Source organism: Sinomonas sp., from assembly GCF_036848755.1.
Taxonomy (GTDB): domain Bacteria; phylum Actinomycetota; class Actinomycetes; order Actinomycetales; family Micrococcaceae; genus Sinomonas.
This window is the reverse complement of record NZ_DAIUJO010000042.1, coordinates 1-21,924: the sequence shown is the minus strand read 5'-3', so window position 1 is coordinate 21,924 and position 21,924 is coordinate 1. Positions and strand designations below refer to the sequence as shown.

The 21,924-nt window shown below is 67.6% G+C and carries 19 protein-coding genes and 1 pseudogene; 9 read left to right on the top strand and 11 right to left on the bottom strand.

What is annotated here, in order from left to right:
* Nucleotides 1–64 precede the first annotated feature (64 nt).
* The 5 genes from V7053_RS08810 (at nt 65) to metE (ending at nt 7,713) form a co-directional block, all read left to right on the top strand.
* Nucleotides 65–1,492 (top strand): phytoene desaturase family protein, encoded by a 1,428-nt coding sequence (locus tag V7053_RS08810; RefSeq protein ID WP_334171902.1) that lies wholly within the window; start codon nt 65–67, stop codon nt 1,490–1,492.
* 9 nt (nt 1,493–1,501) lie between these two features.
* Nucleotides 1,502–2,650 (top strand): class I SAM-dependent methyltransferase, encoded by a 1,149-nt coding sequence (locus tag V7053_RS08805; RefSeq protein ID WP_334171901.1) that lies wholly within the window; start codon nt 1,502–1,504, stop codon nt 2,648–2,650.
* Nucleotides 2,651–2,823: 173 nt separating this feature from the next.
* Nucleotides 2,824–4,032: an ROK family protein gene (locus V7053_RS08800; RefSeq protein WP_443022599.1), complete on the top strand. Its 1,209-nt coding sequence runs from the start codon at nt 2,824–2,826 to the stop codon at nt 4,030–4,032.
* Between the two features lie 351 nt (nt 4,033–4,383).
* Nucleotides 4,384–5,334 carry a methylenetetrahydrofolate reductase gene (locus V7053_RS08795; protein ID WP_334171899.1) on the top strand — a complete coding sequence of 317 codons (951 nt, stop codon included), beginning with the start codon at nt 4,384–4,386 and terminating at the stop codon, nt 5,332–5,334.
* A 27-nt stretch (nt 5,335–5,361) separates the two neighbouring features.
* Nucleotides 5,362–7,713: a 5-methyltetrahydropteroyltriglutamate--homocysteine S-methyltransferase gene (gene metE, locus V7053_RS08790; protein WP_334171898.1), complete on the top strand. Its 2,352-nt coding sequence runs from the start codon at nt 5,362–5,364 to the stop codon at nt 7,711–7,713.
* Between the two features lie 130 nt (nt 7,714–7,843).
* On the opposite strand, the gene V7053_RS08785 is transcribed toward metE, so the two are convergent.
* From V7053_RS08785 to V7053_RS08775, 3 genes are read right to left on the bottom strand one after another with little or no spacing between them, the layout of a single operon-like run.
* Nucleotides 7,844–8,347 (bottom strand): DUF2004 domain-containing protein, encoded by a 504-nt coding sequence (locus V7053_RS08785; RefSeq protein ID WP_334171897.1) that lies wholly within the window; start codon nt 8,345–8,347, stop codon nt 7,844–7,846.
* A gap of 18 nt (nt 8,348–8,365) precedes the next feature.
* The gene (locus tag V7053_RS08780; RefSeq protein WP_334171896.1) at nt 8,366–9,181 is read right to left on the bottom strand and encodes a DUF72 domain-containing protein; all 816 of its coding nucleotides are present in this window, start codon (nt 9,179–9,181) and stop codon (nt 8,366–8,368) included.
* A 52-nt stretch (nt 9,182–9,233) separates the two neighbouring features.
* Entirely contained in the window at nt 9,234–10,166 is a 933-nt protein-coding gene (locus V7053_RS08775; protein ID WP_334171895.1) for a LysR family transcriptional regulator, read from the bottom strand.
* A gap of 396 nt (nt 10,167–10,562) precedes the next feature.
* Here V7053_RS08775 and nrdH point away from each other — a divergent pair, with 396 nt between their 5' ends.
* From nrdH to nrdF, 4 genes are all read left to right on the top strand, one after another.
* The gene (gene nrdH, locus V7053_RS08770) at nt 10,563–10,814 is read left to right on the top strand and encodes a glutaredoxin-like protein NrdH (protein ID WP_043124912.1); all 252 of its coding nucleotides are present in this window, start codon (nt 10,563–10,565) and stop codon (nt 10,812–10,814) included.
* Nucleotides 10,815–10,930: 116 nt separating this feature from the next.
* Nucleotides 10,931–11,335 (top strand): class Ib ribonucleoside-diphosphate reductase assembly flavoprotein NrdI, encoded by a 405-nt coding sequence (nrdI, locus tag V7053_RS08765; RefSeq protein WP_334171913.1) that lies wholly within the window; start codon nt 10,931–10,933, stop codon nt 11,333–11,335.
* Between the two features lie 35 nt (nt 11,336–11,370).
* A complete protein-coding gene (gene nrdE, locus V7053_RS08760; RefSeq protein ID WP_334171912.1) occupies nt 11,371–13,497 on the top strand; it encodes a class 1b ribonucleoside-diphosphate reductase subunit alpha in 2,127 nt (708 codons plus the stop codon).
* Nucleotides 13,498–13,531: 34 nt separating this feature from the next.
* Nucleotides 13,532–14,509 carry a class 1b ribonucleoside-diphosphate reductase subunit beta gene (gene nrdF, locus V7053_RS08755; protein ID WP_334171894.1) on the top strand — a complete coding sequence of 326 codons (978 nt, stop codon included), beginning with the start codon at nt 13,532–13,534 and terminating at the stop codon, nt 14,507–14,509.
* 339 nt (nt 14,510–14,848) lie between these two features.
* Here the strand turns inward: nrdF and V7053_RS08750 are convergent, their stop codons facing one another.
* The 8 genes and pseudogenes from V7053_RS08750 to V7053_RS08720 all read right to left on the bottom strand — a co-directional run.
* Nucleotides 14,849–15,874 carry a zinc-dependent alcohol dehydrogenase gene (locus V7053_RS08750; protein ID WP_334171893.1) on the bottom strand — a complete coding sequence of 342 codons (1,026 nt, stop codon included), beginning with the start codon at nt 15,872–15,874 and terminating at the stop codon, nt 14,849–14,851.
* A 37-nt stretch (nt 15,875–15,911) separates the two neighbouring features.
* Nucleotides 15,912–16,904, bottom strand: coding sequence for an alpha/beta hydrolase (locus V7053_RS08745; protein WP_334171892.1), 993 nt, complete (start codon nt 16,902–16,904; stop codon nt 15,912–15,914).
* A 108-nt stretch (nt 16,905–17,012) separates the two neighbouring features.
* The gene (locus V7053_RS08740; RefSeq protein WP_334171891.1) at nt 17,013–17,606 is read right to left on the bottom strand and encodes a tannase/feruloyl esterase family alpha/beta hydrolase; all 594 of its coding nucleotides are present in this window, start codon (nt 17,604–17,606) and stop codon (nt 17,013–17,015) included.
* Nucleotides 17,607–17,742: 136 nt separating this feature from the next.
* A pseudogene (locus V7053_RS19045) lies at nt 17,743–18,615 on the bottom strand (tannase/feruloyl esterase family alpha/beta hydrolase); the annotation flags it as partial.
* A gap of 614 nt (nt 18,616–19,229) precedes the next feature.
* The gene (locus V7053_RS19040) at nt 19,230–19,382 is read right to left on the bottom strand and encodes a riboflavin kinase (protein WP_443022598.1); all 153 of its coding nucleotides are present in this window, start codon (nt 19,380–19,382) and stop codon (nt 19,230–19,232) included.
* A gap of 47 nt (nt 19,383–19,429) precedes the next feature.
* Complete coding sequence (locus V7053_RS08730) at nt 19,430–19,954, bottom strand: NUDIX domain-containing protein (RefSeq protein ID WP_334171889.1); 525 nt, start codon at nt 19,952–19,954, stop codon at nt 19,430–19,432.
* Between the two features lie 128 nt (nt 19,955–20,082).
* Nucleotides 20,083–20,601 (bottom strand): flavin reductase family protein, encoded by a 519-nt coding sequence (locus V7053_RS08725; RefSeq protein WP_334171888.1) that lies wholly within the window; start codon nt 20,599–20,601, stop codon nt 20,083–20,085.
* Nucleotides 20,598–21,924, bottom strand: a 1,327-nt coding sequence (locus V7053_RS08720) for an LLM class flavin-dependent oxidoreductase (protein ID WP_334171887.1), incomplete at its 5' end; no start/stop codon positions are given. The genes V7053_RS08720 and V7053_RS08725, both read right to left, overlap by 4 nt.

Below are 21,924 nucleotides of genomic sequence, written 5' to 3'. Positions count from 1 at the left end.
CGGCCCGCGCCAGCATTCACGGGGCGGCCCGAGGCCGGAGCGCGGCAAGTGCAAGGATGGGACCATGACTACCGCCGTCGTCGTGGGGAGCGGGCCCAACGGCCTCGCCGCCGCCGTGCGGCTCGCAGAGGCGGGCGTAGCCGTGAGGGTGCTCGAGGCCGAGCCCACGATCGGGGGTGGGACACGCTCGACGACGACGCCGGCCCCCGGGGGCGAGGGGACCCTCATCTCGGACGAGTGCTCGGCCTTCCACCCCATGGGCATCGCCTCGCCTTACCTCGCGAGCCTTGATCTTCAGCGCCACGGCCTGCGATGGCTGTGGCCCGAGATCCAACTGGCCCACCCGCTCGACGGCGGGCGTGCCGCGGCCCTGTGGCGCGATCCGAGCCGGACCGCCGACGCTCTCGGACCGGACGGGAAGGCTTGGGAGGCGACAGCAGGCGCCGTCGCCCGCGGCTTCGACCGCCTCGTCCAGGACATCCTGCGCCCGGTGCAGCACGTCCCACGTCATCCCCTCCTCCTCGCGCGATTCGGCGCCCTCGCCGCGCTGCCCGCCACTGTCCTGGCCAAGGCCTGGCGCGGCGACGCGGCCCGGGCACTCTTCGCGGGTGTGGCCGCGCACGCCTTCGCGGACCTTAGCCGTCCGTTCACCAGCTCGGTGGGTCTCGTCCTCACGGCCGCTGGTCAGACCGTTGGCTGGCCCGTTGCCGAGGGCGGGAGCCAAGCGATAGCCGACGCGCTCGCAGCCCGCTTGAGGGAGCTTGGCGGCACGATCGAGACCGGGGTCCGCGTGCGCCGCGCGGAGGACGTCGGCGTCTCCGACCTCCTGCTCCTCTGCGTCGCCCCGACAGCCGCGGCGACGATCCTCGCAGGTCTGCTCCCGGCCGCCGTCGCCCGCAGCTATGCGCGGTACCGCTATGGGCCGGCGGCCTTCAAGGTCGACTACGCCGTGGAGGGTGGCGTGCCGTGGGCCGCGGAAGAAGCCCGGCGCGCGGGGACGGTCCATGTGGGCGGCACGATCGAGGAGATTGCCGCGGCCGAGGCCGAGACGGTGCAGGGGCGCATGCCGGCCCGGCCCTTCGTGCTCGTCGGCCAGCAATACCTCGCCGACCCGAGCCGGTCCGCCGGGAACGTGCACCCCGTCTGGGCGTACGCGCACGTCCCGAACGGCTACCCAGGAGACGCGACGGACGCCGTGACGGCCCAGATCGAACGGTTTGCGCCGGGCTTCCGCGACTGCATCCGGGCTGTGTCCACGCGCTCGGTGGCCGCCACCGAGGCCCACAATGCCAACTACGTCGGGGGCGACATCAGTGCGGGCGCCAATTCGGGCCTGCAGCTCGTGTTCCGGCCGCGCGTCGCCGCCGACCCGTATTCGACGGGCGTCCCGGGCGTCTTCCTGTGCTCCGCGGCGACCCCGCCGGGCGGCGGAGTCCATGGAATGGCAGGCTTCCTCGCGGCCGAGCGCGCCCTTGCGTCGCTGCGCGCCTAGAGTAATCGGGTGCACGACGACGACGGCCTCGCAGGCGCCTTCCCGTACGAGCGGCTGCGCCGCTACCCCGACGTCGAGGCCCCGAACCTCCAAGCCTGGGATGCGACGGACCTGCTCATCGCTGACCGAGGTGTCGCGGACGCCGAGGAACGCGGGCTCACGGGGAGGGAGATCGCCGTCATCGGCGACAACTACGGGGCGATCGCGCTGCGGCTCGCGGCGGCAGGCTTCGTCGGCGTCCGGGTGCATCAGGATCTCGCGACGGGGCGCGAGGCGTTCCGACGGAACGCAGAGGAGCTGGGACTCCCGGATCTCCAGATGCCCTGCGAGCTCGAGAGCGGCCTGCTCGAGGGAGCGCGCCTCGTTCTGATGCAGCTGCCCCGGGGCCTCGCGGAGCTCGAAGAGGGCGCCGACGCCGTTGCCCGATGGGCCGCACCCGACGTCGTTCTTCTCGCGGGTGGGCGCGTGAAGCACATGACACTCGCCATGAACGATGTGCTGGGCGCCTCTTTCGAGGTCGTCAATGCTGAACTTGCGGTCCGGAAGTCCCGCCTGCTCGTGGCTTCGGTCCCAAAGGCGGTGCCCGAGCGCCCGCGGTTCCCGGTCTGCGCCACGTACGACGACGCCGGGCTCACCGTCTGCGCCCACGGCGGCGTATTCGCCGGGAAACGGCTCGACGTCGGCACGCGCTTCCTCCTCGGGTTCCTCGGCAGGATGCCGAGCGGGGAGGCTCTCGACCTCGGCTGTGGCACGGGAGCCCTTGCCGCGGCCTACTCGCTCGCCCACCCCGACGCCGTCGTCGTCGCAACGGACCGCTCGGCCGCCGCCGTGCGCTCGGCCAGGGCGACGATCGCGGCGAACGGCCTCGAGGGCCGAGTCGTCGTCGAGCACGACGACGCCGCCGCCTCCCGTCCGGACGCCTCGGCCGACGTCGTCCTCCTCAACCCGCCGTTCCACCTGGGCGCGAGCGTCCACGCGGGTGCCGCCCTCAGGCTCATCGACGCGGCCGCGCGCCTCCTGCGCCCGGGCGGCGAGCTCTGGACCGTCTACAACTCCCATCTGGACTACCGTCGTCGGCTGCGCACGGCCGTTGGCCGCACGAGTGTCGAAGGGCAATCGGGGAGGTTCACCGTGACCCGATCGGTGCGCCGGCCCTAGCCTTGCAGGGATTCTCATAACGCAATGAAGGAATTGCCCGGCGCGGATCGGCCGCTCACGAGGGCCGACAGGGTAACTTAACTCACGGGGGCCATAGCGCAGCACTCGGGAAGGATCCTGTGACGGAGCATCCACGTCAGCCTGCGCCGCGGCGCGGGACGAATCTCCCGCGCATGGGGGACTTCAACCTGACGGTGATCCTCGATGCCATCCGCCGTTCCGAAGCCGGTCTCAGCCGCGTCGAACTCGCCCAGCTCGTGGGCCTCTCACCTCAGACGATCTCGAACATCTCGCGCCGCCTGCTGGACCAGAAGCTCATCGTGGAGGCGGGCAAGGAAGGCACCGGTCCCGGCAAGCCACGCACCATCCTCCGGCTCAACCCGCGCGGGATGTATGCGATGGGCGTCCACCTCGATCCCGCCCTCATCACGGTCGTCCTGCTCGATCTGGTCGGTTCCGTCGTCGTGAAGGACACGTTCGTGACCCCGCAGAGCCATGATGCGCAGGAGATCGTGGACGCGATCGCCGAATGCGTCGAGAAGCTCCTGGTCAGTTCGGGCGTGGACCGGACGCTTGTTGCTGGGCTCGGTGTCGCGGCGCCGGGCCCTGTCGATCTCGAGCGCGGCGCTGTCGTGGGACCGCCGCTCCTGCGCGGATGGGTCGACGTGCCTCTTCGCGAGATGATGCATCGCGCCACGGGCCTGCCGATCACGGTGGACAAGGATGTGACGGGCGCGGCGGTCGCCGAGATCTGGGCGGGCGGCCCCGGCGGCTCCGGCAGCTTCGCGTTCTTCTACCTCGGCACCGGCCTCGGCTGCGGGCTCGTCCTCAACGGCGAGGTCTACCGCGGCGCCTCCGGCAACGCGGGCGAGATCGGCCACATCATCGTCGACCCGGACGGCCCGCTGTGCAGCGACGGATGCGGCATGCGGGGGACCATCGGCAGTTCGCTCGAACCCACCGTCATCGTGGGCGAGGCCGTCGTCGCGGGCGTGCTCCCGGTCCTGCCGGCCAAGCCGACGGCCCGCGACTTCCAGGCCGCCTTCGCCCGGCTCTGCGACCTCGTCAACGAAGGCGACGAACGGGCGATTCTGATCATGCGCAAGGCGGCGCGGAGCATGGCCTGGGCTGCGGCGGTGGTCGGGAACATCGTGGACGTCGAGCGGATGGTCTTCGGCGGTCCGTTCTGGGACGCGGTGGCAGACTTCGTGCTCGACGTGCTGCCCGACATGATCAACGAGCTCCTCGCAACGCGGGGCATCCGCCGGGTTGGCCTGTCAGGGACGCGGCTCGGCGAGGATGTCGGCGCGGTGGGTGCGGCGTGCCTCGTCCTCGAGCGCGCACTCGCCCCGCGCGCGGAGCGCCTCCTCCTCGAGGGCTGAGACGCCCGACGCCCCGCGAGGGACGACGACGGTGCTTCCGCCAGCCAGCGCGTCATGGTGCGTCACGCAAGGTCTTCTTCGTAGCAATCGCGCGATTTGGCGTTCGTTCGCCCTAAGCGCTTGAAGCACGCGCAGCGGCTCCGTAGGGTTTAAGCCAAGTTGCTCCTGCAACGTGTCAGCGATCCCCTCGGAGGGGATGTGGGTGCCCCCGTGAGGGCCTGACATTTGCCGCAGGAAGCCGGTCCCTTTGGGGCGCCCGCCGCGGCGGCGTCTTGGGGTTGTGCCTCCTGCGTTCCTGAATACCCTTCCTCGCCGGCCCCGTCGGCACGTATCGGAATCCAAGGTCTGCAAATGTCGCCACCCACACTGATTGAGGCACCCTCCTCAAGCGCTCTCGCGCCCCCTGTCGCCCTCTCCTACGAGCTGTTCCCGCCACGCAGCGATGCGGCGTCGGCCACGCTCTGGAAGACCATCCGCGAACTCGAACGGACCGATCCGGACTATGTGTCGGTGACGTACGGAGCCAGCGGCTCGAACCACGCCAAGGCGCTCGACCTCGTGGACCGGCTCCAGATCGAGACGACGCTCCGCCCCCTCGCACACCTCACGTGCGTGGGAGGCACGCCGGCCGAGCTGAGCGCGATCGTGAACGAGCTCCTCGACCGCGGCGTGCGGGGCATCCTCGCGCTTCGCGGCGACCGACCGCAGGATGGAATCCTGCCGGACGGCGGGCTCCAGTACGCCCAGGACCTCATCGAGCTCATCCGGCGGATCGAGCTGCGCCGCTCGGCGCAGTTCGCGGCGGGCAAGATCGCGATCGGCGTCGCGGCCTACCCGACCAAGCATCCCGAATCGCCGAGCGAGGCCCACGACGTCGAGGTGCTGCTTGCGAAGCAGCGCTCGGGGGCGGACTTCGCGATCACGCAGGTGTTCTTCCACCCAAGCCAGTACTCGTCGCTCGTGCACCGTGCGCGGCGGGCAGGCGTGACGATTCCCATCATCCCGGGCATCATGCCGCTCACGAGTCTTCGGCGCATCCTCAAGCTCTCGGAGCTCAGCGGCGTCGAGCCTGACAGCGGGCTCGTGGACCGGATCCGCTCCGTGGGGGATGATGCCGCACTCGCCCGGAAGATCGGCGTCGAGGCCACGGTGGCCCTCGCCGAAGCCGCGCTCGGCGCCGGCGCCCCGGGCCTCCACCTGTACACGTTCAACGAGCACGAGAGCGCCTTGGACGTGCTTGGGCGCCTCAACCTTCCCCGGCCATCACGGCCATCCCTCCTCGCCCGCCACCGGGCCCGCTGAGACTGACCTCGAACAGAAGGACTGACCATGACCGCACATACCCCTGCGTCTCCCTCCGCCACCATCCTCGGCTACCCCCGCATCGGCCGCCGCCGCGAGCTCAAGAAGGCCCTCGAGGCCTATTGGGCGGGCAAGATCAGCACGGCCGAACTCGAGGCGGCCGCTGAGGGGATCCAGCTCGCGACGCTCCGCCGCCTCGCCGAGCTGGGCCTCAGCGAGACCTCGGCGATTCCGGGCACCTTCTCGTTCTACGACCAGGTCCTCGACACCGCCGTCGCCCTGGGCGCTGTGCCGGCCCGCTTCGGCGCCCTGCACGACGAAGAAGGCCGGCTTGGCCTCGACGCCTACTTCACGCTCGCGCGCGGCAACGCCGAGCAGCAGCCGCTCGAGATGACCAAGTGGTTCGACACGAACTACCACTACCTCGTGCCGGAGATCGGCCCCGACACCGAGTTCTCGCTCTCTTCGGAGCGGGTTGTCGAAGAGTTCCTCTTCGCGAAGTCGCACGGCTTCGTCACGCGTCCGTATCTCGTGGGCCCGGTGACGTTCCTGCTCCTGAGCAAGCCGGCCGACGGCGCGCCCGAGGACTTCGACCCCCTTTCCCGCCTCGACGACGTCCTGCCGGTCTACGCCGCGATCCTCGCCCGCCTCCGCGCCGCCGGAGCCGAGTGGGTCCAGCTCGACGAGCCGGCCCTCGTGGCCGACCTCGACACTCCCGCCCTCGAGGTGAGCGACGCCGTCGAGCGCGCCTACAGCGTCCTCGCGGGTGTGCCCGTCTCCGGCGAGGGGCGCCCCAGCATCCTCCTCTCCGCCCCGTACGGTGGCCTCGGCGCGCAGACGGCCGTTGTCGCCGCGACCGGCGTCGAAGCGGTAGCCCTCGACCTCTTCAAGGGTGAGCTGCCCTCCGGGGAGGACCTCGCAGGCTTTGGTGGCAAGACGGTCGTTGCCGGCCTCGTCGACGGCCACAACATCTGGCGGAACGACCTCGCCGCGTCGGCGGCGAAGCTCGATGCGCTGCGCGCCGCGGGCACGGAGCACGGGTTCGAGGTTGCGGTGGCGACGTCGACGTCCGCCTTCCACGTCCCGCACGACGTCGAGGAGGAGACCCAGCTCGACGCGGGCCTCCGCAGCTGGCTCGCGTTCGCCGACCAGAAGGTCGGCGAGGTCGTGACGCTTGCGACGTACCTCCGCGAGCCGGAGTCCGCGCGCGCCGCGATCGACGAGGCCTCTCGGAGCATCGCGTCCCGCGCGGAGGCGGCGGGGGTCCGCCGTCCCGAGGTACGCGAGCGGACCGCAGCCCTGGCCCCGGCGGACTTCTCCCGCTCCGCCTACTCCGACCGCGCCGCGGCACAGGACGCCGAGCTGCACCTGCCGCCGCTGCCGACGACGACGATCGGATCCTTCCCGCAGACCGCCGAGGTCCGCGGTGCCCGTGCCCGACTCAACAAGGGTGCGATCGACGCGGTCGAGTACGAGCGGCTCATGAAGGACGAGATCAAGCGCGTCATCGACCTTCAGGAGGAGCTGGGCTTCGACGTGCTGGTCCACGGCGAGCCCGAGCGCAACGACATGGTGCAGTACTTCGCCGAGAACCTCGACGGCTTCGACGTCACGGTCCACGGCTGGGTTCAGTCCTACGGCTCGCGTTGCACCCGTCCGTCGATCCTCTGGGGCGACGTCTCCCGCCCGGCTCCGATCACGGTGCCGTGGGCCACATACGCGCAGTCCCTCACCGAGAAGCCGCTCAAGGGCATGCTCACCGGCCCGGTGACGATCCTCGCGTGGTCCTTCGTCCGCGACGACCAGCCGCTCGCCGAGACCGCCAACCAGGTCGCGCTCGCCCTCCGCGACGAGATCGCGGACCTTGAGACGGCCGGCATCAAGGTCATCCAGGTCGACGAGCCAGCCCTGCGCGAGCTGCTCCCGCTCCGTCGCGCGGACCAGCCTGCCTACCTCGACTGGTCGGTCAAGTCCTTCCGCCTGGCCACTGCTGGAGCGGCGGACGCCACTCAGATCCACACGCACCTCTGCTACTCGGAGTTCGGGGCGATCATCGACGCGATCGACGGCCTCGACGCCGACGTGACCTCGATCGAAGCTGCCCGTTCCCGCATGGAGGTCGTCAACGACCTCGAGGCGCACGGGTTCGGCCGCGGCGTGGGTCCGGGCGTGTACGACATCCACTCGCCCCGCGTCCCGTCGCAGGAGGAGATCGAGGAACTGCTCAAGACGGCTGTCGCGCACGTCCCGTCGCGCCAGCTCTGGGTGAACCCGGACTGCGGCCTCAAGACGCGCGGCTATGCCGAGACCGAGGCATCGCTGCGGAACCTGGTCGAGGCCGCGAAGGCAGCTCGCGCGGTCCTCGCCGCGAACGCCTGATGCGCTCGGGCCCCTCGCGCTGAGGGGCTGGACCTGAAGGTCCGGCCTGAAGGTCTCGACGAATGAGGGGTCAATGTCCTGGACATTGACCCCTCATTCGCGTCGGGCGCGACCTGTCAGACGCGACCCGTCAGTCCCACTCCACCTCGTCGTCGACGACGCCGTCCTCGTCGGCGGCCGCGAGGAGCACCTCGTCGGTGAAGCCCTCGCCGAGGGTGAAGCCGAGAACGAAATAGCGTTCCGGCTGGCCCGGGTAGATCCCGACCCTGGTGAGCCGCAGCGCCTGGACGAATCGTTCGCCGTCGACCTCGTCCTTGGTGGCGACGCCGAACAGCTCCTGGAGCCGGCCGTCGCTGAGGTTCTGACAGTGGAAGTGACGGTACTCGACGGCCGGGGAGTCGTCGTCGTCGAGATCCTGGACGATCCGTTCGCGGGCCGCGTCGATGAGCTCGGGGAGGAAGCGGAGCCGGTAGTCCACCTTGTGGAGGCAGGCCTCGTCGATCCGGTCGTGCTCGCCGATGCTCAAGTCGAGCGGGATCGGCACGCCGTCGTGCTCATAGCGGCCCGAGATGACCCGTTGCCCCGCCGGCGCGAGGGCGACTTCCCCGAAATGCCGGCTGACTGCCGTTTCCATGAGAAAAACATAGTCCTCTCAGGGAAGCCGCGCGAGCAGGCCCAGGGCGTCGTGGGGCGCGCGCCCGTCGGCGTCGTTGTCGAAGTAGACGTAGGTGTCGAAGCCGTCGGCGAGCCAAGCCCGCACTCGCCGGCCCCACTCGTCGAGCGAGGCCTCCGCGTAGCCGCCGCCGTAGAGCCTGGTTTCGCCGTGGAGGCGTACGTAGCGGAAGTCCGCGGTCTCGTCGTGGAGCACGGGCCAGCGCCCAGCACTGTCCGCGATCACCGTGCAGATCCCCCGCTCCGCGAGGAACGCGCGCGCGGCCGGGGTGTCAAAGCTCTCGTGCCGCGGCTCGAGCGCGTGACGCAACGGCACCTCCGCGAGGACCTCGAGGAAGGCGCGTTGTTCCGGCACCTTGTCGTCGTGCAACTGCGCGAGGGTCGCGGCCGACGACGCCGAACGGGGGAGCAGGCCGAGAAACCGCGAGAGCGTCTCTTCGTCGAAGGCCAGCCGCTCAGGAAGCTGCCACAGGATAGGGCCGAGCTTGTCCCCGAGCGCGAGCACCCCTGAGGCGAAGAAGTTGGCGAGCGCCGTTTCGACGTCCCGGAGCTGTTTCATGTGCGTGATGAAGCGGCCGCCCTTGACGGCGAACACGAAGCCTTCGGGGGTCGCGTCGCGCCAGGCTTCATAGGACGACGGGCGCTGGAGCGAGTAGAAGGAGCCGTTGAGCTCGACGGAGGACATTCGTTCGGCGGCGTATGCGAGTTCGTCCCTCTGGCGGAGGCCGTGCGGGTAGAAGTCGCCGCGCCAGCTTGAGTAGCGCCAGCCCGAGACGCCGATATACGCAGTGGCCACAGGTCCCAGCGTACGGTCCCGGTGCTGACGAGCCGGGGCGCCGCGACACGGCTCAGCGTCGCGCCGCGCCGGGTCCGCGGGGCGGGAGGGACTTGAGCGTCTCTGCGACGAGGTCCAGGAAGAGGCCCGTCTGGGGGTCGGTGCTGCCGCCGGGGCGCAGGGCGAAGATGTTGCGCGCGAGGCGGATTTCGGGGACGTCGACGACGACGACCCCCTCCGGCCGCGACTGGAGGGCGAGTTCCGGGACGAGGGCGGCCCCGAGGCCAGCGGAAGCGAGCCCGAGGCTTGCGTTGAAGTCGTCGCTGTAGGCGACGACGCGTGGCTCGAGCCCGCAGCTCGCGAAGAGGCGGTCGATGACGGCCGCGTCGCTTGTGCCTGGGTGGTGGACGATCCACGGCATGCCGCCGAGCTGTGCCGCGGTGACCTGCGCTCCGCTCGCGATGCCCCACGAGGCGGGAAGGACCACGCAGAAGGGGTCGTCGCCGATCCACTGCCGGTCCATGGTGTGCGGCCACGCGAGCCCGCTCTGACCCACCTGGTAGACGAGGACGACGTCGAGCTCGCCTCCCGCGAGAAGGCCGCGGATCGTTTCGCCGGGCTCCGCGACGGCCACGTGGAGGTCGAGGCCGAGGTGCCGCCAGCGCTCGTTCTTCAGGACGCCCGGGAGGACGTACGTCGCAAGGCTGGGGAAGATGCCGAGCCGGAGCTGGCGTGCCGCTGCTTCGGCGGCGCGCGCCGTCGCTGCCTTGAGCGCGTCGATGTCCGTGAGGACCTTGGTCGCGTGCCGCGTCATGACGACGGCGGCCTCCGTGGGGAGGACGCTCTTGGCCGAGCGGACGAACAGCTGGACCCCGGTCTCCCGCTCGAGCGCTGCCATCTGCTGGGAGACAGCAGAGGCCGTGTATCCCAGACGGTGGGCTGCGGCGGCGAAGGAGCCCTGCCGCACCACCTCGAGGAGGGTCTGAAGGTGGATGGGGTTCACCATGGCCGCCTCCTCTCTCGATCACGGGGTCCGCATTCAGGGTAAGGCACATGACGCGCCGGGGAACCTGACGCGGAATCCTTGGCGCGACACGCCGACGTTCGGCGACACGGAACTTTCTGCGTGTGTGCATCCAGCGCTCCACACCCTGTGGACAAGGTCACGCGAATGGCGGAATTTCGCGGCTCTGACGGTGCGTTAAGTGTGTAGGAACTGTGGACTCGCTGCGTGATGAATGACATACTTGTAAGACATCATCTTGGGGTTCACAGCGGCGCCGACCACTACATGTAGTATCGAGTCACGCCGAGGCAGTCCGATCCATTGGGGAAGGCCGCCGGCCATATGGGGGGCCCTACATGGGCCGAAGCCAGCAAGTCTTCCAGGAGGGAAGGAACCATGAACGTCACGGTCTACACGAAGCCCGCGTGCGTGCAGTGCAATGCCACCTATCGTGCGCTGGACAAGAAGGGCATTGCCTACCAGAGCGTTGACGTCACCCAGGACCCGGATGCGCTCGAGCGCCTCAAGGCCATGGGCTACATGCAGGCTCCCGTCGTCGTGACCGACGGTGGCCACTGGTCGGGCTTCCGCCCGGACAAGATCGAAGAGCTCGCCCAGACGGCGTCCTCGTCCGCCTCGGTGGCCTGACCCGCCGTCGTCCGTCTCCCGCAGGGGGTGCTGAGGTGACCTCTCTGGTCACGGCCGCGACAGGCGCTGACGCGCCGGGCGCGCAGCCCGAGCCCCGCCTCGTCTCGAGTCGACTCATCTACTTCTCCTCTGTCTCCGGCAACACCCATCGCTTTGTGGGCAAGCTCGGTCTCGACGCCGAACGGATCCCGCTCCACCCCACCGACCAGCCGCTCCGTGCAACGGAGCCGTTCGTGCTGATCGTCCCGACGTATGGCGGGACCGGGGGAGCGGGGTCCGTGCCGAAGCAGGTCATCAGGTTTCTCAACGACCCGCAGAATCGATCCCTCATCCGAGGGGTCATCAGTGCGGGCAACACGAATTTCGGGGACAACTACTGTGCGGCCGGCGACATCATCGCCGTCAAGTGCAAGGTGCCCCACCTCTACCGATTCGAACTCATGGGCACGGCGGACGACGTCGCCCGGGTCACCGAAGGATTGGACGCATTTTGGACACGACTGTCGCAGAACCCGCGGTAGCGGCTGTGGATTCCAGGGAAAAAGACTCCAAGGAACTGCCCGCGAAATTCAAGGGCTTGGGCTACCACGAGCTCAACGCGATGCTGAACCTGTATGGCGAGGACGGCAAGATCCAGTTCGAGGCCGACCGGTACGCAGCGCGTCAGTACTTCCTCGACCACGTCAACACCAACACGGTGTTCTTCCACGACCTGGACGAGAAGCTCGAGTACCTCGTCAAGCACGACTACTACGAGCGCGAGACCCTCGACCAGTACACGATGAACTTCATCCGCGAGCTCTTCAGTCGCGCGTACAAGAAGAAGTTCCGGTTCGAGACGTTCCTCGGTGCCTTCAAGTTCTACACCTCGTACACCCTCAAGACCTTTGACGGGAAGCGCTACCTCGAGCGCTACGAGGACCGCGTCTGCATGGTCGCCCTCCACCTCGCGCGGGGCGATGAGAAGCTCGCAACCCAGCTCGTGGACGAGATCATCGCGGGCCGCTTCCAGCCCGCGACCCCGACGTTCCTCAACGCCGGGAAGAAGCAGCGCGGCGAGCTCGTCTCGTGCTTCCTCCTGCGCATCGAAGACAACATGGAGTCGATCGCGCGCGGCATCAACTCGGCTCTCCAGCTCTCCAAGCGAGGCGGCGGCGTTGCCCTCTCGCTCACCAACATCCGCGAGCACGGCGCGCCGATCAAGCAGATCGAGAACCAGTCCTCCGGCGTCATTCCTGTCATGAAGCTGCTCGAGGACTCGTTCTCGTACGCGAACCAGCTCGGCGCACGCCAGGGCGCTGGCGCGGTGTACCTGCACGCGCACCACCCTGACATCTACCGCTTCCTCGACACGAAGCGCGAGAACGCCGACGAGAAGATCCGCATCAAGACGCTCTCCCTCGGCGTCGTGATCCCGGACATCACATTCGAACTCGCGAAGCGGAACGAGGACATGTACCTGTTCTCGCCGTACGACGTGGAGCGCGTCTACGGGGTGCCGTTCTCGGATGTCTCCGTCACCGAGAAGTACTACGACATGGTCGACGACTCGCGGATCAAGAAGACGAAGATCAATGCGCGCGAGTTCTTCCAGACCCTCGCCGAGATCCAGTTCGAGTCCGGCTACCCGTACATCATGTTCGAGGACACGGTGAACCGGGCCAACCCGGTCGCCGGCAAGGTGACCATGAGCAACCTGTGCTCCGAGATCCTCCAAGTGTCCTCGCCGTCGTTGTACAACGAGGACCTCACGTATGCCCAGGTGGGCAAGGACATCTCCTGCAACCTCGGTTCGATGAACATCGCCAAGACGATGGACTCGGGCGACTTCGGGCGCTCAATCGAGACGGCCATCCGCGCGCTGTCCGCCGTTTCGGACATGAGTGACATCCAGTCGGTACCGTCCATCGCTGAGGGCAATGCGAAGTCGCACGCGATCGGCCTGGGCCAGATGAATCTGCATGGGTACCTCGCGCGGGAGCGGGTGCACTACGGGTCTGAAGAGGGCCTCGACTTCACGAACATCTACTTCTACACCGTGCTGTTCCACGCGCTGCGGGCCTCCAACCTGCTCGCGCAGGAGCACGGTCAGGCATTCGGCGGCTTCGAGAAGTCGAAGTACGCGTCGGGGGAGTTCTTCGACAAGTACACCGAGCAGGAGTGGGCGCCTCAGACCGACAAGGTGCGCCAGCTCTTCGCGGATGCCAAGGTGCACATTCCCACTCAGGACGACTGGCGTGCGCTCAAGGCCTCGGTGATGGAGCACGGCATCTACAACCAGAACCTTCAGGCCGTCCCGCCGACAGGCTCGATCAGCTACATCAACAACTCCACATCCTCGATCCACCCCGTCGCGTCGAAGATCGAGATCCGCAAGGAAGGCAAGATCGGGCGGGTCTACTACCCGGCCCCTTACCTCACGAACGAGAACCTCGAGTACTACCAGGACGCGTATGAGATCGGCTACGAGAAGATCATCGACACGTACGCGGCCGCCACGCAGCACGTGGACCAAGGCCTCTCGCTCACGCTGTTCTTCAAGGACACGGCGACAACGCGCGACGTGAACAAGGCGCAGATCTACGCGTGGCGCAAGGGCATCAAGACGCTCTACTACATCCGGATCCGCCAGCTCGCCCTCGAGGGTACCGAGGTGGAGGGGTGCGTCTCGTGCATGCTGTGAAAGTCGATTCGAGCTTCGTAGGAAAGGACCCCCGATGACTCCCGAGAAGCTCAAGCTCCTCGACCACGTCCAGGCGATCAACTGGAACCGCATCCAGGATGAGAAGGACGTCGAGGTGTGGAACCGCCTCGTGAACAACTTCTGGCTGCCTGAGAAGGTGCCGCTCTCGAACGACGTCCAGTCGTGGGCGACGCTGACGCCGCAGGAGCAGCAGCTCACCATGCGCGTGTTCACGGGCCTCACCCTGCTCGACACGATCCAGGGCACAGTGGGCGCCGTGAGCCTCATCCCCGATGCGGTCACGCCGCACGAGGAAGCCGTCTACACGAACATCGCGTTCATGGAGTCCGTCCACGCCAAGAGCTACTCGTCGATCTTCTCGACGCTCTGCTCGACCAAGGAAATCGACGACGCGTTCCGCTGGAGCCTCGAGAACGAGAACCTGCAGCGCAAGGCGCACATCGTCATGGACTACTACCGTGGCGACGAGCCGCTCAAGCGGAAGGTCGCCTCCACCCTGCTTGAGAGCTTCCTGTTCTACTCGGGCTTCTACCTGCCGATGTACTGGTCGTCTCGGGCGAAGCTCACGAACACGGCCGACCTCATTCGCCTCATCATCCGCGACGAGGCCGTTCACGGCTACTACATCGGCTACAAGTTCCAGAAGGGCCTCGAGAAGGTCTCCGAGGAGAAGCGCCAGGAGCTCAAGGACTACACGTTCGAGCTGCTCTTCGAGCTCTATGAGAACGAGGTCCAGTACACGCACGACCTCTACGACCCTGTCGGGCTGTCCGAGGACGTCAAGAAGTTCCTGCACTACAACGCGAACAAGGCGCTCATGAACCTCGGCTACGAGGCCATGTTCCCGTCGTCGGTCACGGACGTGAACCCGGCCATCCTCTCGGCGCTCTCACCGAACGCGGACGAGAACCACGACTTCTTCTCGGGGTCTGGTTCGAGCTACGTGATCGGGAAGGCCGTGAATACGGAGGATGAGGACTGGGACTTCTAGAGTCGTCCCTGTGAGAAATAGGTCTGGGTGGAAGAACCGGGCCTCATACGCGAGAGATCGGCGGCCCACTCAGGAGTCTTCCAAGTGGCCCGCCGATCTCTGCGATTTGCGCCGCAGCCGAAACTGCCTAATTTGATAGCGCCTCTGGGTTGGTCGTCGATCAGAATACGGGTTGAGGCAGTGGTGCACTTCGTCTAGACCCTCGGAAGGGACCGTGGCAAAAGAGCCGGCAAGGACCGTATCGCCCGCACATCCCGTCGGCGCCAGGCATCGGTGCGTTGGGGTGCACTCGGTGCAGCGAAGCGATCAAGAAGCGACTCCACCCGCTCCCGATTGGGCTCAACGCGTATGGCTTTGGCGGGAACCCTCTCGGCAGGAGGGCCCTGCGGCCCTGGCTGCTGTGAAGTCGATCCACGTCTTCCCAGTCTTTTGGGGTGATTCCCAGATGGCGGATGCGGCATGGTCAAGGAGAGAACGGTGCCGAAGAATCCGGGAAGGTTTGATCGTTCCGTCGGCAACGAGTCGCATGCTCTCGGCGAAGTCGTGGGGATGGTCGTAGATGAACGAGCCGTGGATGGTCAACTGGCGGTGGACGATCTCCTGGCTACTCAGCCCGGATGGTTCCGCGCTTTCTCCGACGATGGTGACCGTTCCTGGACGTGTCAGGCGGGAGAGGGCGGAGTCCAGGGCCGCGGCCGCCCCGGTGGTGTCGAAGATGTGGGTGAAGGTCTCGTGGTCGCTTGGCCAGCGGGCGCCGAGTTCGAGCGCTAGCTGGACACGGCTTTGCTGCAAGTCGACGACGCGGGGTTGGAAGCCTCGGGCGCAGAGAACTTGAACGGCGAAGAGGCCCTGCGCGCCGGCGCCGAGCACCAGCGGCGTAGCTCCGGCACCGATGCCGGAGCGGCGAATCGCCGCTGCTGCCACCGAGAGCGGCTCAATGCAGAGCAGGTCCTCGACGCTCGTCCCCGAGGGGGCCTTCCAGACGAATTCCTGCGGAACGCTCACGATTTCGGCCATGTAGCCCGGGACGGTGATCCCCGCGCTGCGCCGATTCGCGCATGCTGCGGTGGTGCCGTTCCGGCACGCCGGGCAGGTCCGGTCGACGTAGTTCGGTTCCAAGGCGACCAGATCGCCCACGTCGATGCCTGTGACTCCCTCTCCCGCTTCGAGCACCCTTCCTGCGGCCTCATGGCCCATCACCCAGGGGTGGCTGGGAACCTCTCGCCGGCCCGAGGCGACCGCCAGATCGGTGCCGCAGACACCCACCCCCAGCACGCGGACCAACACGCTGCCGGGCTCGAGGAGGGGTTCAGGCAGGCCGTGGGCAGCGGCCAGTCCGCTGTCGGTGAGGATCACAGCTCTCATGGCTGTATCCCCGGACGTGGTTCTTGCCCCATATTGATCACAAACCTCCGCTCGTGCGCCCCTGGCCAGACGGAGCATTAGCCGCGGGTCGGGGCACTGGTCTTCGGTTGAGCAGGACGGCGAGGTCTTCGCAGAACGTGTTGGATGCCTCGACGGCCGCGCGAGACGCCCCGATGCTGGCGAAGGAGTGGATGAGTCCGGGGAAATGCCTGTAGATGACAGTAGTCCCGGCCTCCTGCAGCTTTTCGGCGAAGGCTATGCCCTGGTCCTTGATCGGGTCGAATTCTGCGACGACGACGACGGCCGGGGCGACGCCGGTCAGATCAGCCAGCAGGGGTGAGGCCCTCGGGTCGCTGCGCTGGTCTGGGGAGCTCAGGTAGCCGGCTCCTTGCTCCGCTTCAGGGTCGATGGCCAGGAAGTATCCGGAGGCGAGTTTCCGCATGGACGGGTAGACGGTTGTCATGTCGGTGGCAGGGTAGATCAGCAGCTGGGCGGCCAGCGGCAGGCCCTCGTCGCGGGCGAGCAGGGCCACGGCAGCGGCGAGGTTGCCTCCGGCGCTGTCCCCGGCGACGCCCAGGCGAGCCAAGTCCCCGCCGAGGTCACCGATGTGGTCGAGGGCCCAGCGGTAGGCGGCGACGCAGTCCTCGTAGCCGGCCGGGAACCTGTGTTCTGGCGCCAGCCGATAGTCGACGGCCACGACGACGGCCCCTGCCCTGTTGGCAATCCGCCGCGCGTGGGTCTCGTGGGAGTCGAGGCCGCCCACGCTCCAGCCGCCGCCATGGAGGTAGACGACGGTCGGCACGGGTCCGTCCTGCTCGGGGCGGTATACGCGCACCGCGATCGGGCCCTCTGCCCCGGGGACGGAGATGTTCTCGATGCTCCTGACGGGCAGCATCTCGGGCTTCCAGACGGAGGCCCGGATGCCGGCGATCCTGCGGCGTTCGTCCTCGACGCTCCGCGAGGGTCCGTGCAAGGTGTCCCACTCGTTGCATCTGCGGATGATGTCCCTGATCTGTGGGTCAAGAGGCATTGGCTGTCTGTCCCTTCGGTGGGCAGCCGGCCGCCTGCTCGCTGTGGGGAGTTGGGTGGGCGGACTGTGGCCGGCAGGGGCTCCGGTCTGCCGTGCGCGTCCCGCCCGTCAGGAAGGCCATGGGCCCGCCTCGGCTGTGTCGGCATTGCTTGGGGCGGTGGGCTGCCGGGGTGACTGGCTGGCCGGGTTTGCGGGATCGAAGGTGCCGCCGTACCAGGAGGTGTGCTCTGGGGTGTAGTGGTGGAGACCTGCCCAGGGGAATTGCTCGGCGACGGTTCCCGGCGGTCGCCGGAGGAGTGTGGGAACGGTGGGCCTGTGGCGTGGGATGCTCCTGCGGTGCGGGTGGCCAGGTACGACCCCTTCGTATTCTGCGGTCACTTCCTCGGGCCGTTCGCCGCGTTCCACCCAGGAGATCAGGGGGGTGAGGTAGTCCGCCTGCACGGTGGTGGGCCCGTAGCCGCAGTGGTTCGCCCCCGGGACCATGAACAGCGCGAGCACGTCTTCGGCTCGGGCACCCATGAAGTCGCGCACGGCGTGGCAGTAGTTCAGGGTCGCGTAGGGGGAGACCGAGGGATCTGCCCAGCCCTGCCAGATCAGGAGCCTTCCGCCTCTCTCCCGGAAGGCCGAGAGGTCCGGGTTGGTGGGGTCCCACCAGCCGGAGAGCTCGTCCAGCTGATCGAAGGTGTGGCCGTCGAAGTGCATGTTCTGGTTTGGTGATGCCGGTGGGAGCTTCGAGTGTGGCCATGTACTGGGGGAAGTCCACCGAGTAGCGGTAGTCCATGCTGTTGGCCTCGGTGATGGTCTCCCCGTCGGCCGGCACGGCGTTCCCGATCCATGCCGGCTCCGAACCGAGGACGAGGCCGCCTGCCGAGAGGGGCTGGCCGTCCTCGTCAGCGGGCCCTGCATAGAGCCGGGCCGCCGCCTGGGCCTGCTCGGGGGTGAGCTGGCCCTTCTCGACCAGGCTCCAAGGGTCGAAGGCCACGAGTCGGGGGTCGAGGACGATCTCCCCGTCGGAGGCCCCTGAGGTGGTCGCTGCGTCCAGGACCGCGTGGTGCAGGATGCCGATCCTGTCGGCGGTCAGGATCGGCCTGCCCTCGCTGTCGGCGTTGGCCCGGGTGTTCCAAGCATGCCAGAACGTGTTCGTGCTGACCATGTCGATGTTGGGAGCTTCGGCGGCGATCCCGTCGAAGTCCTCCGGGTACCGCTGGGCGTGCTGGAGTGCGGCCCGCCCGGCGGCGGAGCAGCCCACGAAGTACGAGTGGTGCGGGGGCATCCCGTAGAACGGCTTCGATGATCGCCTTCGCCACGAGGACGACCTTGTGTCCTCCCTGGTAGGCCATGTCCGCGATTGCCGGGGGTTGCCCAGGGCCCACAGGCCGTCCGCCTCGTGCCGTTCGGAGGAGCGATGGCCGCCGTCGTGGACTGCGATGGCGAATTCGCCGCCCAGTAGGCGCGCAGTGTTTTCGGGGGCGCTCTTCCAGAGGTCGAACGAGACCCGCCCCCCGTACCCACCCTGTCCTCGCATTAGGAAGCGGCCGTTCCAGGAGTTCAGGGGCAGGCGGATGGCGAAACCGACCGCGGGGGCGGCGTAGCCGCGGACTTCGGCGTAGGCGCCACGGTCGCCGTCGGCCGGGACCTCGGTGATGCTTTCGATCCGTGCGGGGGCCTGGAGGTCCGTGAGGTCCAGGTCGTAGAGGCATTTCCACGGCATGACGGGCAGGGCAGAATCTTCCACGGGTTTGGGCCTTTTCGGGAGTTAACGATGGAGCCGAGCTCGTTGTACTCGGTGGCGCGGGACTCCGGGTGCCTCCACATTCCCTGCGAGATATGCGAGGGGGTGTCCATCATGAAGAAGTTGTATGCCAAGGGGCGGTTGGGACCCGGCATGTCTTAGAACCTTTCGTCGGTGCCGCCTGAGCAGGCATTGGCATTTCGAACGCGGGCACTGACGAGCCTCTGGCTTGGCCGTTGCGAGTGCGGGGCCTCACGGGCAGCGGCACTTTCATTGCACCGATGAGCGCGCTGCCTTTCAACCAAGTGATAGGTGGGAGCGTCTGGCTCCTTATTTCTCTCCCAGCCTCGACCGCCTCTCCCAACCGTCCCGGCACCAGGAATGGACGAAATGGACATCCTCCTCGACCTGGGCCACCAGCTCGTCGGTGCCCCGGAACGCTGCGCGGGTGGCGGATCAGGATGTTGAGAGAGACCAGGACGGTGTGCCCGTACAGGTCCCCGGTGAACTCGAGGAGATGGGCCTCGAGCAGGCGCACTCTCTAGCGGGTGTACGTCGGGCGGCGCCCCACAGAGACAGCAGTCGCGTAGGGCCTATCTTCCTGGGCCAACCCCACCTGGACCGTTCCGGCCCAGACCCGTGCCGGATCTCCCGGTCGGAGGAATGTTGGCGGTGGGCAAGCCGATCGTGCGCCCGCGTGCGTCTCCGTGCTCGACGACCCCTCGAATCCAAGGGCTGATTGCCATGGGCAGCCTGTCGCCGGCCTTGATTCCAGATTCCATTGACTCCCCCGTCATCCTGAATTCTCCCGGTCCTGGAGCTGGAGGCCGGCCGGGGCGGGCATGGCGGGCGCGAGATGGCCGGTTGCGTGCAGCACGCTGTCCAGCCAGGCGACCCGATTGGAGAAGCGCTTCACCTTCGGCGCCGGCGTCCACCGGTAGCGGTCGTGCTCCCAATTGATCGTCAGCCGGCGGCGGGATGTGACGGCCGTGAACGTGTGGACGAGCCACGGGCCGCCGATACTGTCGGTGATGACGAGTGCCGGCCCTGGCCGCAGGTCGAGCAGATCTTTGGCCTGCACACCCGTTTCTTCGAAGAGCTCTTCCAGGGCCTGCTGTTCGGGGGTTGCGCCGGGCTCGAGGAAGCCTGTGACGCAGTGCCAGAGGCCGCCTTCATGGCCGAGGCGCGAACTCCTTCGGAGAAGCGCGATTCGGCCCCGCCATTCGATGACGGCGGCGATGACGGTCTTCGCCGCGGGTATGGCGGCTGTGACCCCGGGAGGAAAGTCGAGACCGGGGGAAGTGTCGATGGCGCTCATCTGTCGCTCCTGCTCCGGCCGGCGGGCCGGCCGCCCGCAGGCGGGGCGCGCCTTCCCGGAAGGATCTGGTCAGCGACCAGACTGGTCCTGCGAGGCGCTGGCCCGCCCCATTCGCTTGGCCCTGCGGGTCAGGCGATTTCCTCTTCGGGGCGGAGGTAGCGGTACTTGCCCTTGAAGTACAGGAGGGGCTCGTGGATGTTCCAGTCTGCGGGGCTCATCTCGCTGACCTTGCCCAGGACGATGAGGTGGTCTCCGGCGTCGTGCTCGGCCCAGATGTCGCAGTCGAGCCACATCAGGGTCTCGTCGATGACGGGGTTGCCCGCCTGGGTGGGGGTCCAGGGGATGCCGGCCCACTTGTCGGTGCCCTTCCTGGCGAATTGGTTGGACACGGTGTGCTGGCGGTGTGAGAGGACGTTCACGGCGAACTTGCCCGTCTGGCGGATCCGAGGGTAGGTGGTGGAGGTCTTCATGACGCTGAAGGAGATCAAGGGCGGTTCGGTGGAGACGCTGTAGAAGGACTGGCAGGTGAAGCCGATCGGGCCGGTCTCGTCGATGCCGCTGATGATCGTGATCCCGGAGGCGTAGTGTCCGAGGGTGTCGCGGAACGCGCGTGGGTCGATGCTCTGCTGCTGGACTGCTGTGTTCATGGCTGGCTCACCAAGCTTTCTGGTTTGAGGGCGAATTGGTTGTGGGGCCGGGCGAAGCCCAGCTGCTCGCGGAGGGTCCCCTGGGGGTAGGCGGTGCGGAAGCGTCCTCGCCTCTGGAGTTCGGGGACGACGAGGTCGACGAAGTCTTCGAGCTCCTCGGGCAGGCCTTGGACGAGGAGCGCGAATCCGTCGCAGGCTCCTGAGGCGATCTCGTTCTCCATGTAGTCCGCGATGGTGGAGGGGCTGCCCACGACGGTGCCGGGACCCTTGTAGTTCTCGATCAGCTCCCGGACGGTGGGCTTCCTGCCGTCGGGCATCCGGAAGCTGAGTACGGCGTCCCGATAGCCCTTGATCCCGTTGTACTGTCCGTTCTCTGGCAGGGGCTCGTCCAGCGGGTATCCGCTGATGTCCTCGCCGAGCATCGATTCGATGACACCGCGGGCGATGTCGGGGTGGAGCAGCCGCTGCAATGTGAGCCACTTCTCCTGGGCTTCCTCGTCCGTTGGTGCGACGACGGGCATCAGCTGGGAGAGGACCTTGATGGCGGAGGGGTCGCGCCCGGCCTCGGCTGCGATCTTCCTGATGTCCTTGCTGTAGGCAACGGCGGCTTCGCCGGTGAGCGGGGTGAAGATCAGTTCGCCCACGGTGCCGGCAAGGACCTTGCCCGGCCCTGATCCGCCGGCCTGGGCGAACACAGGGTAGCCCTGGGGCGGCCGCATGACGTTCAGCGGGCCGCGGGCGGAATAGAACTCGCCCTTGTGGTCCAGGGTGTGGAGCTTGTCCGGGTCGAAGAAGACCCCGGACTCCTGGTCGATCAGATAGGCGTCGTCCTCCCATGAGTCCCACAGGCCCTTGACGACCTCTACGAATTCGGTGGCCCTGGCGTAGAGCAGTTCCTTCTCGGGAGTCTGCTCCTTGCCGAAGTTCGCGTATTCCGCAGGGATGCCGGAGGTGACGATGTTCCATCCGATGCGCCCGCGGCTGAGGTGGTCCAGGCATGCCATCTGACGGGCGAGGATGTAGGGCTGCTGGAATTCGGTGTGGACGGTGGCGATGACGCCGATCCGCTCCGTGGCGGTCGCCACCAGGGAGGCTGCGATGACCGCGTCCCATACCCCGACCTTGGCGGTGTGGTGCCGCAGGTGCTCGGGGACGGGCCACAGGGCGAGGTTGTCGGCGAAGAAGACGGCATCCAGCAGCCCGCGTTCGGCGGTGCGGGCGACGTCCCTCCACAGGTCGGGGTTCCAGATGTCGTTGCCTTTGGCTCCCGGGCGGCGCCATGACGCCTGGTGGAAGCCTCCTGCGTGCGGCATCGCGCAGACG